The sequence below is a fragment of the Flagellimonas spongiicola genome, assembly GCF_023502425.1.
Taxonomy (GTDB): Bacteria; Bacteroidota; Bacteroidia; order Flavobacteriales; family Flavobacteriaceae; genus Flagellimonas; species Flagellimonas spongiicola.
Genome location: NZ_JAMFMA010000001.1, coordinates 101170 through 113417, shown reverse-complemented (window position 1 = coordinate 113417; position 12248 = coordinate 101170). Strand labels below are relative to the sequence as shown.

14 protein-coding genes are annotated in these 12248 nt (G+C 39.1%); 1 reads left to right on the top strand and 13 read right to left on the bottom strand.

Features of this window, described 5'->3' with window-relative positions:
- Positions 1-9: 9 nt before the first annotated feature.
- Entirely contained in the window at positions 10-924 is a 915-nt protein-coding gene (locus M3P19_RS00570; protein WP_249656792.1) for a dimethylarginine dimethylaminohydrolase family protein, read from the bottom strand.
- A gap of 287 nt (positions 925-1211) precedes the next feature.
- On the opposite strand from M3P19_RS00570, the gene M3P19_RS00565 reads away from it, so the two are divergent.
- Positions 1212-1679: a hypothetical protein gene (locus M3P19_RS00565; protein ID WP_249655665.1), complete on the top strand. Its 468-nt coding sequence runs from the start codon at positions 1212-1214 to the stop codon at positions 1677-1679.
- 47 nt (positions 1680-1726) lie between these two features.
- Here M3P19_RS00565 and M3P19_RS00560 read toward each other — a convergent pair whose 3' ends face one another.
- The 12 genes from M3P19_RS00560 to secY form a co-directional block, all read right to left on the bottom strand.
- Positions 1727-3010 (bottom strand): citrate synthase, encoded by a 1284-nt coding sequence (locus tag M3P19_RS00560; protein WP_249655664.1) that lies wholly within the window; start codon positions 3008-3010, stop codon positions 1727-1729.
- 127 nt (positions 3011-3137) lie between these two features.
- Positions 3138-4679: a glycogen synthase gene (locus M3P19_RS00555; RefSeq protein ID WP_249655663.1), complete on the bottom strand. Its 1542-nt coding sequence runs from the start codon at positions 4677-4679 to the stop codon at positions 3138-3140.
- Positions 4680-4784: 105 nt separating this feature from the next.
- Entirely contained in the window at positions 4785-6077 is a 1293-nt protein-coding gene (eno, locus tag M3P19_RS00550; RefSeq protein ID WP_249655662.1) for a phosphopyruvate hydratase, read from the bottom strand.
- 117 nt (positions 6078-6194) lie between these two features.
- A complete protein-coding gene (gene carA, locus M3P19_RS00545; RefSeq protein ID WP_249655661.1) occupies positions 6195-7307 on the bottom strand; it encodes a glutamine-hydrolyzing carbamoyl-phosphate synthase small subunit in 1113 nt (370 codons plus the stop codon).
- A 92-nt stretch (positions 7308-7399) separates the two neighbouring features.
- Positions 7400-7903 carry a 50S ribosomal protein L17 gene (gene rplQ, locus M3P19_RS00540; RefSeq protein ID WP_249655660.1) on the bottom strand — a complete coding sequence of 168 codons (504 nt, stop codon included), beginning with the start codon at positions 7901-7903 and terminating at the stop codon, positions 7400-7402.
- Positions 7904-7963: 60 nt separating this feature from the next.
- Positions 7964-8956: a DNA-directed RNA polymerase subunit alpha gene (locus M3P19_RS00535; protein WP_249655659.1), complete on the bottom strand. Its 993-nt coding sequence runs from the start codon at positions 8954-8956 to the stop codon at positions 7964-7966.
- A gap of 18 nt (positions 8957-8974) precedes the next feature.
- Positions 8975-9580, bottom strand: a complete 606-nt coding sequence (gene rpsD / locus M3P19_RS00530) for a 30S ribosomal protein S4 (protein WP_249655658.1) — start codon at positions 9578-9580, stop codon at positions 8975-8977.
- A 99-nt stretch (positions 9581-9679) separates the two neighbouring features.
- Positions 9680-10072 carry a 30S ribosomal protein S11 gene (gene rpsK / locus M3P19_RS00525; protein WP_249655657.1) on the bottom strand — a complete coding sequence of 131 codons (393 nt, stop codon included), beginning with the start codon at positions 10070-10072 and terminating at the stop codon, positions 9680-9682.
- A 105-nt stretch (positions 10073-10177) separates the two neighbouring features.
- Positions 10178-10552: a 30S ribosomal protein S13 gene (gene rpsM, locus M3P19_RS00520; RefSeq protein WP_249655656.1), complete on the bottom strand. Its 375-nt coding sequence runs from the start codon at positions 10550-10552 to the stop codon at positions 10178-10180.
- A 2-nt stretch (positions 10553-10554) separates the two neighbouring features.
- On the bottom strand, positions 10555-10671 hold the full coding sequence (gene ykgO, locus M3P19_RS00515; protein ID WP_013621733.1) for a type B 50S ribosomal protein L36: 117 nt from the start codon (positions 10669-10671) through the stop codon (positions 10555-10557).
- Between the two features lie 4 nt (positions 10672-10675).
- Complete coding sequence (gene infA, locus M3P19_RS00510) at positions 10676-10891, bottom strand: translation initiation factor IF-1 (RefSeq protein WP_014031991.1); 216 nt, start codon at positions 10889-10891, stop codon at positions 10676-10678.
- Between the two features lie 3 nt (positions 10892-10894).
- Entirely contained in the window at positions 10895-12238 is a 1344-nt protein-coding gene (gene secY / locus M3P19_RS00505; RefSeq protein ID WP_249655655.1) for a preprotein translocase subunit SecY, read from the bottom strand.
- Positions 12239-12248: the final 10 nt, after the last annotated feature.

The window sequence follows — 12248 nt, the reverse complement described above, 5'->3', positions numbered from 1 at the left end:
TTCTAAAGACTAACTTCGAATCAAAGGCATGGTGCTGCAACGTAGTAAACCCTCTTGTTTGGCAATTTCCGCATAGGGAATTTCCTCTACAGTAAACCCTTGTTCGCGCAACCAATCATTCAATCGTGTGAAATTACACTCGGAAACAACTACTTCAGGGGATATAGAAAAGACATTACTGAACATTTGGTACATTTCGTCCTTATCAATTTCGAAGATGTTTTCCTTTCCAAAGAAATCAACCAACCACTGATATTCTTCTTCGACTAGAAAACCATTTTTATGCAGTATCGCTTTGTTTTTACCCACGGGTTGAAAACAACAATCCAAATGCAAAGCGTTTTCCTTGGCGTTCGTATTGGATTTGCGAAGTTCAAATGCTTTAACTGTTTTATCGGGAAACTGCGCTTTTAAAAATTCCACTGCAGCCTTGTTGGTCCTTGCAGTAATAAAATCTGGATAATCTGCTCCAGTATAGGTTCCCACAAAAATGTAATCTCCCCAAGGCATAACATCTCCTCCTTCAATATGAACTTCTTCTGGAGGTCGTATAATCTTCGTTGGATCAATCAATTCCAAAACGCCATGAATTGCATCAAATTCGCGTTCACGATCTGGCAGAATGTTCGAATGAAACAACTTGTCTTCAATCACAAAAGCGATATCCCTTGAAAAAATTTGATTACAGTTTTCCAAAACTTCTGGACGATATACCCTTACGCCATGCTTTTCGAAAACTTTTGCAAACCCATCCATTTCATTGATCATATCCGCTTCTTCGGGATACGTTCCTGCCAAGATATGTTCCAATGATTTTGGATCATAAGCTTCTTCCGGTTTAGGTACTGGACCACAACTTTCGGCAGTTCCCAAAATAACCGCTTTCAAAGAGCTTGTTTCATCAATAACATGCAATTGCATCATAGTTCTAATTTTCAAGTGCATTGGAACTGGAATTTTGTCCAATGTGAGGATATCCTCAAAAATCCTAAGGCAAAACTAGTGCTTTGTTTGCGAATTTCCACTTGATAATTGGGAAATTAATTCCCAATGATTAAGACAAAAACCAATATGCATTAGTTTATTCCCTACTATTGTCTAACTTTTTGTTTTTCAGTATTTTAAACGGTATTTATTTCCACATATTTTATCATTTAAAACTCAATTTTCCAGCGGAAGTATAGTAACTTTAAGTAAACAACTAACCCGAGATGAAGAAGATAGTTTTATTCATCTGTTTCATTGCAATTCTAAGTTTATGCTTGGCCTCCATTAGCATCATAAACGACCGCAAGACATTACCCCTGACGTTTAGTGAAAAAACTATAGAAAAAAGTGATCCAAATTTTAAGTATTCCGATTGTATTGATTCATTAAAGCTTAAAAGACTTGTGGAACAACATCAGCTTAATCAACCCAATGATTCCCTACTGGTATTAGAAGCTGAAAAATCGTTAATTAAGTACAGTCATGCCATGGACTCCGTGGTCCAGAATCTGAGCGCAGTGGAAGCTCATCTTTTTTTACATTCTGCGTACAAGGAATTTAGTGAAAGATTGCTTGCTGATTCCCTATCCCAAAAGGACACCTATTATCATTTGGGTGCGCTGCGCATTTGCCACAAACTGGATGCATCCTTGAATTCAAGTTCGGAAATATTGGTTAGAAATTCCAAATAAAAAAGCGACCTAAAGGTCGCCTTATGTTTTAACTGATCGAATACTAATTATCGTTTATTGACTTCAACAAACGGTCTATGGTTTTCTCCGATGTAAATTTGTCTTGGTCTACCTATGGGTTCGCCGCGCAAACGCATTTCCCTCCATTGTGCGATCCAGCCTGGAAGTCTCCCCAGCGCGAACATTACCGTGAACATATCAGTTGGAATTCCCAGCGCTCGATAAATGATCCCAGAATAAAAATCCACATTGGGATACAATTTACGCTTCACAAAGTATTCGTCTTCCAATGCTTCTTTCTCCAATCCTTTGGCTATATCCAAAATAGGGTCTTCAATACCTAGACTTCCCAATACTTCATCAGCGGCCTTTTTGATAATTCTAGCTCTAGGGTCGAAATTTTTATAGACACGGTGCCCGAATCCCATCAATCGGAATGGATCGTTCTTGTCCTTGGCCTTGGCCATATATTTTTTTGTATCACCGCCATCTTCTTGAATCGCTTCCAACATTTCCAACACGGCCTGATTGGCACCCCCATGCAATGGTCCCCATAGCGCAGAGATTCCCGCAGATAACGATGCAAACAATCCTGCATGTGAAGAACCAACGATTCTCACTGTTGAAGTAGAACAGTTTTGTTCATGGTCCGCATGAAGGATCAACAATTTATCCAATGCATCAATAGCGATGGTGTCTTTTTTATATTCCTGAGATGGTTTTTTGAACATCATTTTGTGGAAATTTTCCACATACCCCAGCGTGTCATCTCCATAATCCAATGGAAGGCCTTTTTTCTTACGTTGGGTCCAGGCAACCAATACTGGGAATTTAGCCAGGATTCTAACAATGGAATCATACATGGCTTTTTCTGACGAAATATCAACTGAAACCGGATTAAAAGCTACCAAGGCACTGGTAAGGGAAGACAAAACACCCATTGGATGTGCCGATTTCGGGAATGCATCCAAAATCTTCTTCATTTCTTCATCCACTTGGGATTCTTCCTTGATGTCGTTATGGAACGTTTCCAATTGCTCTTTGTTGGGTAATTCCCCAAAAATCAATAGGTATGCAACTTCCAAGAAATCGGCTTTTTCTGCCAAATCTTCAATAGAATAGCCTCTATAGCGTAAAATTCCCTTTTCACCATCTAGAAAAGTGATGGCACTTTCACAGGAACCTGTATTCTTGTATCCTGGGTCTATGGTAACAATTCCACTAGTGCCGCGAAGGGTTTTAATATCTATAGCCAACTCATTCTCAGTGCCTTCTATAACTGGGAATTCGTATTTGTTGCCTGCATATTCCAATGTTGCTTTGTCCGACATATTAACTTCTAAACGTTTTAATTAAACAGAAGGGGAAATTACGAAAAAGCAGCGCCATTAACAATTTCCAAAGCCCCTTTCTACAGGGCTTAAGACACAAATTATTGTTAAGGTGTTATAGCTTAACCTATGCCTCAAATCGATATAAATCCTTGTAGTAATTATCCACGGATTTCTTCCAGGTAAAACGCTTTCTTTTGGCCGCTGCCTGAATTTTTTCCCAAGTAGGTTTATCGTTTTGGAAAATGTCCAATGCCTGATCAAAGCTATCGAGCATATTCCTAATTTTCTCATCGTAAGTATCTCCATCAAAACTGAATCCTGTCTTCATGTGCTTTACGGTATCCTTTAAACCACCGGTATGGTGGACCAAACAAGGATTCCCATTACGCATGGCCAACATTTGACTTATTCCACAGGGTTCAAAAAGGCTGGGCATAAAGTATAGATCCGATTCCAAATAAATGGAATCTATTAAATTTTCCGATTGCCCATTGGTAAAGATGAAATTCTTATGTTCATAGCTAAGTTTGCGAAACAACTCTTCATACTCTGGAGCTCCAGTTCCCAATAACATGAAAATACCATCTACTTTTTCAAGTTTTTTAAGTATTTCCACAAAGGCTTCTGGTGATCTTCTGAAAAAATAGAATTTCTGTTCTGTAAGTCTCGCCACACTGGAAGCAATGAATTTAGGTCTATGATCTACATATTCCATGATTTTTTCCCCGGTGTGCGCCAAGAAATCTGCCTTGTACTTTTTGGATTCCTCTTGCAACCATTGAAACAAAGCCTTAACAGTATTTCTATAGATAAATCCTGACTCCTCAACATTGATATTCTTATAGTTACATCCATTTAGAATGCCAATCAAGCGACCTTCTGCATCTGCTTGTTGCAGGTCTTTCTCCAAGCTCTCACCACCAATGAATTCAGGCGGGGAACTTGGCTTCATCACATCTTCTTTATATGAAGGAGAAACTGTATGTACCGCATCAGCAAATCGAATACCGACTGCCATAAGGTTGATGCAGTCCTGATAACGGTAATCCATCAATTTTCTATGATCGTAAATGACTTCCGGAAACCAATTACGTACCGATGAGTAATTATCATCAAAAGGTCGAATACCCTGAATGGCTAGGTTGTGGATACTGTATACAAACCTAATGTCCTTCAAATTGGTGTATTCCTCATGATACTCACGCAAGAATAACAAAAGACTCGAATGCCAATCGTGCAAGTGTATGATATTCAAATCACCAAAAGCACCTTTTTTAATTGCTTCAGCTACTGCCGTACAGAAGATGAAATATTTAATTGCATCAGTATAAAATGGTTCTTCAGGGTCATTATGATAGATATGCGCAATATCCCCAGCTTCTATTTCTGGATGGTGCAAAACATAATGTACGATGTTTGGAAATTCCTTTTTGGGTTTCACTTCATAAAGTTCGGCCGTATAGGACATGCCTCTAAGGTTAAAATTCAAATTAACCTTGAATAAACCATTTTGATGTAAACGACTATAGGAAGGGACAATCACATGGACTTTATCCCCCTTTTCTGAAATATGTCTGGGTACGTCACGAACCACATCTCCCATACCGCCGGCCTTGCAATTTGCAAGGGCGTCGTTTTCAGCTGCCACAAAAAGAAAATTCTTCATTTAGGTAAGTTTGCTAAGTTAATTTAGCCAAAGTTTGTATTGGATGCAAAAAAAAGCCTTTCACGTTGTGGAAAGGCTTTTCTAATGCTATTAAATCATCATCAATTACTGAACTTTGAACGCCTTTTCTTGTGGATAATATGCTGTTCCACCTAATTCCTCTTCAATACGCAATAATTGATTGTATTTTGCCATACGGTCACTACGGGAAGCAGAACCGGTTTTTATCTGACCTGTGTTCAAGGCCACGGCCAAATCGGCAATAGTATTATCCTCTGTTTCTCCAGATCTATGGGACATTACAGAAGTATAACCTGCATTCTTCGCCATATTCACAGCTGCAATGGTTTCCGTAAGTGTTCCAATCTGGTTTACTTTAATCAAAATGGAGTTTGCAATTCCATTTTCTATTCCACGTGAAAGACGTTCAACATTGGTTACAAATAAGTCATCACCAACCAATTGAACTTTGTCTCCAACTTTATCTGTCAACATTTTCCATCCATCCCAATCATTTTCATCCATTCCATCTTCAATGGAGATAATTGGGTATTTGGCACATAGGTCTGCTAAATAAGCAGCCTGTTCTTCAGAAGTCCTTACAACCCCTTTATCTCCTTCAAATTTGGTGTAATCGTATTTTCCGTCAACGTAGAATTCAGCAGATGCACAATCCAATGCGATCATTACTTCGTCACCTAATTTGTATCCTGCTTTTTCAACCGCTTTGGCGATGGTATCCAATGCATCTTCAGTACCTCCTGCCAAGTTTGGAGCAAATCCACCTTCATCACCAACTGCAGTACTTAACCCTCTGTCGTGTAATACTTTTTTAAGATTATGGAAAATCTCAGTTCCCATTTGCATGGAATGGCTAAAGTCTTTTGCTTTTACCGGCATGATCATAAACTCTTGGAATGCGATAGGTGCATCTGAGTGTGACCCTCCATTGATAATGTTCATCATTGGCACAGGCAATGTGTTGGCGCTTACACCACCTACATAACGATACAATGGCATTCCCAATTCATTGGCTGCTGCTTTGGCAACTGCAAGAGAAACACCCAAAATTGCATTCGCCCCTAATTTTGACTTGTTGGGCGTACCATCCAAGGCAATCATAGTATCATCGATATGGTTTTGTTCAAAAACAGAAGTGCCAACCAGTTCTTCGGCAATAATCGTATTGACATTGCTTACCGCTTGGCTAACACCTTTACCCATAAATGTGTTACCTCCATCCCTTAATTCAACAGCCTCATGCTCTCCAGTAGAAGCTCCAGAGGGTACAGCCGCTCTTCCCAAAATACCATTCTCAGTGATTACGTCTACCTCTACAGTAGGATTACCCCTTGAATCTAAAATCTGTCTTGCATGAATGTTGATAATAATGCTCATGTGAACTTAAAATTTATGGTTGAATTTAATTCGGCAAAGATACAAAAGGAAGTAGCTTTTGCTTCATGATAAACTTCATAAAACACTGATAATAACCTAAAAATAAACTACAACGTTTTAGTTGCTCCTAGTCTGAATCGCATCGAAAAACTGGTCGAAAAGGTATTCTGCGTCATGTGGCCCAGGACTTGCCTCAGGGTGATATTGAACGGAGAATACATCCTTGTCCTTCATTTTGATACCGGCAACCGTGTTGTCATTTAGATGAATATGGGTAATCTCCAAATCCTTGTTCGCCTCGGTTTCTTCACGATTTATGGCAAACCCGTGGTTTTGGGAGGTAATTTCACCCTTACCTGTGACCAAATTCAATATGGGATGATTGATTCCTCTATGTCCGTTATGCATTTTATAGGTAGAAACACCATTTGCCAATGCGAGAACTTGATGACCCAGACATATGCCAAACAGCGGTTTATCTGATTCGATCATTTCCTTTGCGGTGGCAATCGCTTCTGTCAAAGGTTCAGGGTCACCCGGTCCATTGGATATGAAGTATCCATCGGGGCTCCATTCCTTTAACTCATTAAATGGGGTATTGTACGGAAATACTTTAATATATGCGCCTCTTTTGGCCAAATTGCGGAGAATGTTCTTTTTGATACCAATATCCAAGGCAGAAATCTTAATACCTGCGTTCTCTTCGCCATAATAGTATGGTTCTTTGGCTGATACCTTAGAAGCCAATTCCAAGCCTTCCATGCTTGGAACTTGTTTCAATTCTTCCTTAAGCGCATCCAACTCATTAACACGAGTAGAAATAAGAGCGTTCATTGCGCCATTATCCCTAATGTAACTTACAAGAGCTCGAGTATCAACATCAGAAATGGCAAAAAGTTTGTTTTTCTCAAGAAATTCCAACAAGCTGGCGTCTGCATTGGGTCTTGAATATTCATAGCTGAAATTTTTAACTACCAATCCCGCAATTTTCACAGAATCGGATTCCACTTCATCCAAATTGGTCCCATAATTCCCAATATGGGCATTGGTAGTAACCATGATCTGACCAAAATAGGAAGGGTCTGTAAAAATCTCCTGATAGCCGGTCATTCCTGTATTGAAACATACTTCACCAACAGCGGTACCTTCCTGGTTACCAATTGCTTTTCCATAAAAAACGGTGCCATCTGCCAACAACACCAATGCTTTTTTCTTTGCCTGATATTTCATGCTCATTAAATTTCTGTTTGCAAAAAAACACAAAAAAAGGATAAGTTTTCACTTATCCTTTTTCCACTAATACAATAGTTAATAACATCTTCTTATTCTTCTGAATCGTCCGTTGCTTTAGTTTCTGCTACCGGAGCGGCAGCTTCTACGTTTTTAGCCTTTCCTCTTCTACTTCTTCTTGTAGTTTTCTTAGCAGGCTTTCCAGCATTGTACAACTCATTGAAATCAACCAATTCGATCATGGCCATATCAGCGTTATCCCCAAGTCGGTTACCCAACTTAATGATACGAGTATACCCGCCAGGTCTATCTCCTACTTTTTCAGCAACGCTGCTGAAAAGTTCTGCAACCGCGTACTTGTTTCTAAGGTTACTGAAAACCACCCTTCTGTTATGGGTACTTTTCTCCGTAGTTTGGTTGTTTTCGGTTTTAGACTTAGTGATCAATGGTTCTACAAATTGCTTTAGCGCTTTAGCTTTGGCAACCGTAGTGTTGATTCTTTTATGCTCAATTAGGGAACAGGCCATATTTGCCAACATTGCTTTTCTGTGGGCAGCTGTTCTACCTAGGTGGTTGAATTTTTTACCGTGTCTCATTTTTCTATTTTATCATCTTGCTACCAAATCCCAATAATCAGGAGAGCAAAATATGATTGATTAATCTTTATCCAATTTATATTTGGAAAGATCCATTCCAAACTGAAGTCCTTTGTTGATTACCAACTCCTCCAATTCAGTTAAGGATTTTTTACCGAAGTTTCTAAACTTCATCAAATCATTCTTGTTGAAGGAAACCAAATCTCCCAAAGTATCTACTTCGGCAGCTTTAAGACAATTCAATGCCCTTACGGACAAGTCCATGTCTACCAACTTGGTCTTCAACAATTGACGCATATGCAATGATTCCTCATCGTAGGTCTCTGTTTGCGCAATTTCATCAGCTTCAAGCGTGATACGCTCATCAGAGAACAACATAAAGTGATGGATCAAAACCTTAGCGGCTTCAGTTAACGCATCTTTTGGATGAATAGAACCATCAGTGATGATTTCAAAAACCAATTTTTCGTAATCGGTCTTTTGCTCAACCCTAAAGTTTTCGATACTGTATTTTACGTTCTTCACTGGAGTGAAAACAGAATCCACGGCAATGCTGCCTAATGGTGCATTGGATTTCTTGTTTTCCTCAGCAGGAACATAACCACGACCTTTTTCAATGATCACCTCTAAATTGATGCTCACTTTAGGATCCATGTTACAAATAACCAAATCTGGGTTTAGTACTTGGTATCCTGAGATGAATTTTTGGAAATCACCAGCAGTCAACTGCTCCTTTCCACTTACGGAAACAGAAACAGTTTCGCTTTCAACATCATCAATCTGTCTTTTGAATCGAACCTGCTTAAGGTTCAAAATCATTTCAGTAACGTCTTCAACAACGCCTGGAATAACAGAGAATTCATGTTCAACTCCATCTATACGCACAGAAGTGATCGCAAAACCTTCCAATGAGGAAAGTAATACTCTTCTCAGCGCATTACCAACTGTTAATCCATAACCAGGTTCCAAAGGGCGAAATTCAAATTTCCCTTCGAAATCTGTTGAATCTATCATTATAACTTTATCGGGCTTCTGAAAATTAAGTAATGCCATATTGGATTAATGTTGATTTTATTTAGAGTATAACTCGACGATTAGTTGTTCCTTGATATTTTCAGGAATCTGAAGTCTTTCTGGAACAGCTACATAGGTACCCTCCTTTTTCTCGGAGTTCCAAGTAATCCATTCGTAAACACTGCTATTTGTATCAAGTGAATCCTGGATGGATTGAACTGATTTGGATTTTTCCCTCACACCAACAACATCACCGGCTCTTAGGGAATATGATGGAATGTTCACAACATTTCCATTTACAGTAATATGTCTGTGGGAAACCAATTGCCTTGCACCTCTACGAGAAGGAGAAATTCCCATTCTGTAAACGACATTGTCCAAACGCGATTCGCACAATTGAAGCAATACTTCACCAGTTACACCTTCGCGTCTTTTAGCTTCGGTAAAAAGGTTTCTAAATTGCTTTTCCAAGATACCGTAAGTATACTTGGCTTTTTGCTTCTCCATCAACTGGATTGCATATTCTGACTTTTTTCCACGACGTCTGTTGTTACCGTGCTGTCCTGGAGGATAATTTTTCTTTTCAAAAGACTTGTCGTCTCCGAATATCGCTTCTCCAAACTTTCTAGCGATCTTTGTTTTAGGTCCTGTATATCTTGCCATGTTCTAATTTTTTGAAAGTGCGATTATGAATTAAGGCTTATCCTTCGATAATCTAGTTGCACCTTCGTGAAAACCCTATTGGGCCCAATTTATAATTAATTAAACTCTTCTTCTTTTTGGAGGTCTACAACCGTTGTGCGGTAGTGGAGTCACGTCAATGATTTCTGTAACCTCGATTCCTGAATTGTGAATGGAACGAATTGCGGATTCCCTTCCGTTTCCAGGTCCTTTTACATAAACTTTGACCTTTCTTAGACCAGCTTCATGAGCTACCTTGGCACAATCTTCGGCGGCAACTTGGGCAGCATAAGGAGTGTTCTTTTTAGAACCTCTAAAGCCCATTTTACCGGCAGAAGACCAAGAAATAACATCTCCCTTCTTATTGGTCAAGGAGATAATAATATTATTAAATGAAGCAACAATGTGCGCCTCCCCAGTGGATTCGATTACTACTTTGCGCTTCTTGGCTGTCTTTGTATTTGCTTTTGCCATACTTTTTAGTTTTTAGCTGTTAGTTCTTAGTTATTGGAATCCTAGACTTTTACATTTCAAACAGATTCTTCTAACTTCTAAAGACTAATGACTACTTTCTAATTATTATTTAGTTGCTTTTTTCTTGTTAGCAACAGTTTTTCTCTTTCCTTTTCTTGTCCTAGAGTTGTTTTTGGTACGTTGACCTCTTAAGGGTAATCCAGATCTGTGACGAATTCCTCGGTAACAACCAATATCCATCAAACGTTTGATGTTCAATTGAGTCTCTGAACGAAGTTCACCTTCGATGGTGAAAGCGGAAACCGCCTCACGGATTTTTCCTATCTCATCATCGTTCCAATCGGAAACTTTGGTATCCTCACTTACTTGGGCTTTTGCCAAAATCTCTTGTGCTCTACTTTTACCAATTCCGTAAATGTAGGTAAGTGAAATTACTCCGCGCTTTTGTTTAGGTATATCTACACCTGCAATTCTTGCCATAATTACCCTTGTCTTTGTTTAAATCTAGGATTCTTTTTGTTGATCACGTACAATCTGCCTTTTCTGCGAACTATTTTGCATTCGGCACTACGCTTCTTTATTGATGCTCTTACTTTCATCGCTTTAGTATCTGTAAGTAATTCTTGCTTTTGTTAAATCGTATGGACTCATTTCCAACTTTACTTTATCTCCAGGGAGTAATTTGATATAGTGCATACGCATCTTCCCAGAAATGTGAGCTGTTACCACGTGTCCATTCTCTAATTCCACTCGGAACATAGCATTTGACAATGCCTCTATAATTGTTCCGTCTTGTTCTATTGCTGGCTGTTTTGCCATTGTTTATGCTACTTTTCTATTTTTTCCGGTTTTCATCAAACCATCATAATGTCTATTCAACAAGTATGAATTGACTTGCTGTACCGTATCAATGGCAACACCCACCATAATCAATAGTGATGTTCCACCATAAAACAGTGCCCAACCGGCCTGCACATCCATAAGTTTTACTACTACTGCAGGTAAAACCGCCAACAAGGCCAAGAAAACAGAACCAGGCAATGTGATCAGGGACATGATCTTGTCCAAGTAATCACCGGTTTCCTTTCCTGGACGTATGCCAGGAATAAAACCACCACTTCTTTTTAAATCATCTGCCATCTTGTTCGTAGGAACAGTAATGGCCGTGTAGAAGTAAGTGAATATTATAATCAATACTGCAAACAAGATGTTGTAAGCCAAGCCGAAGATATCCGCGAATTGAACTTCCATCCATTGCCCTGCTGCTGTATCATTGAATGTTCTTCCCAACAAACTTGGTGCAAACATGATTGCTTGTGCAAAGATGATTGGCATTACACCAGAAGCGTTCAACTTCAATGGGATGTATTGCCTAGACCCCATTACATTTTTTTCATAACCACCTGAAGCTGTCCTTCGAGCATATTGAACTGGTATCTGACGCACGGCCATCACCAATAATACACTAGCCAAGATTACCAAGAACCAGATAATCACCTCAATCAACATGAACATGATACCTCCTGTATTGTTGGTAGTTCGAGAAACAAATTCCTGAACAAAAGATTGTGGCATTGTTGCGATAATCCCAATCATAATCAATAAGGAAATACCATTACCAATACCTTTATCTGTAATCTTCTCACCTAGCCACATTGCGAAAACACAACCGGTAACCAAAATTATTACAGCTGGAATAATAAAATCCAATCCTTTACCCAATACAAAGGCACTATCCGGTACTCCCAAAGCTCCCAATCCAAATAAATAAGCAGGGGCTTGAACAATACAAATAGCAATGGTCAACCATCTTGTGATCTGGTTGATGGTCTTTCTACCACTTTCTCCTTCTTTCTGCAATTTTTGCAAGTAAGGTATCGCAATACCCATTAGCTGCACAACAATGGAAGCAGAGATATAAGGCATAATACCTAGTGCAAACACCGATGCATTTGCGAAGGCACCACCTGTAAAAGCATTAAGAATTCCCAAAATACCATTTTCAGTATTTGAGGTTAATTGTGCCAATTGGGAAGTATCAATACCTGGAAGCACAACTTGTGCACCAAAACGGTAAACCAAAAGCAAGCCAAGGGTAACAAGAATTCGTTGCCTTAGCTCTTCAATTTTCCAAATATTTGATATGGTCTCAATAAATTTCTTCATGCTTCTTTAT

Bases quoted from the DNA above. Each gene is read 5' to 3' on its own strand.
- M3P19_RS00570 (WP_249656792.1), bottom strand. From the start codon at position 924: ATGATGCAATTGCATGTTATTGATGAAACAAGCTCTTTGAAAGCGGTT.
- M3P19_RS00565 (WP_249655665.1), top strand. From the start codon at position 1,212: ATGAAGAAGATAGTTTTATTCATCTGTTTCATTGCAATTCTAAGTTTA.
- M3P19_RS00560 (WP_249655664.1), bottom strand. From the start codon at position 3,010: ATGTCGGACAAAGCAACATTGGAATATGCAGGCAACAAATACGAATTC.
- M3P19_RS00555 (WP_249655663.1), bottom strand. From the start codon at position 4,679: ATGAAGAATTTTCTTTTTGTGGCAGCTGAAAACGACGCCCTTGCAAAT.
- eno (WP_249655662.1), bottom strand. From the start codon at position 6,077: ATGAGCATTATTATCAACATTCATGCAAGACAGATTTTAGATTCAAGG.
- carA (WP_249655661.1), bottom strand. From the start codon at position 7,307: ATGAAATATCAGGCAAAGAAAAAAGCATTGGTGTTGTTGGCAGATGGC.
- rplQ (WP_249655660.1), bottom strand. From the start codon at position 7,903: ATGAGACACGGTAAAAAATTCAACCACCTAGGTAGAACAGCTGCCCAC.
- M3P19_RS00535 (WP_249655659.1), bottom strand. From the start codon at position 8,956: ATGGCATTACTTAATTTTCAGAAGCCCGATAAAGTTATAATGATAGAT.
- rpsD (WP_249655658.1), bottom strand. From the start codon at position 9,580: ATGGCAAGATATACAGGACCTAAAACAAAGATCGCTAGAAAGTTTGGA.
- rpsK (WP_249655657.1), bottom strand. From the start codon at position 10,072: ATGGCAAAAGCAAATACAAAGACAGCCAAGAAGCGCAAAGTAGTAATC.
- rpsM (WP_249655656.1), bottom strand. From the start codon at position 10,552: ATGGCAAGAATTGCAGGTGTAGATATACCTAAACAAAAGCGCGGAGTA.
- ykgO (WP_013621733.1), bottom strand. From the start codon at position 10,671: ATGAAAGTAAGAGCATCAATAAAGAAGCGTAGTGCCGAATGCAAAATA.
- infA (WP_014031991.1), bottom strand. From the start codon at position 10,891: ATGGCAAAACAGCCAGCAATAGAACAAGACGGAACAATTATAGAGGCA.
- secY (WP_249655655.1), bottom strand. From the start codon at position 12,238: ATGAAGAAATTTATTGAGACCATATCAAATATTTGGAAAATTGAAGAG.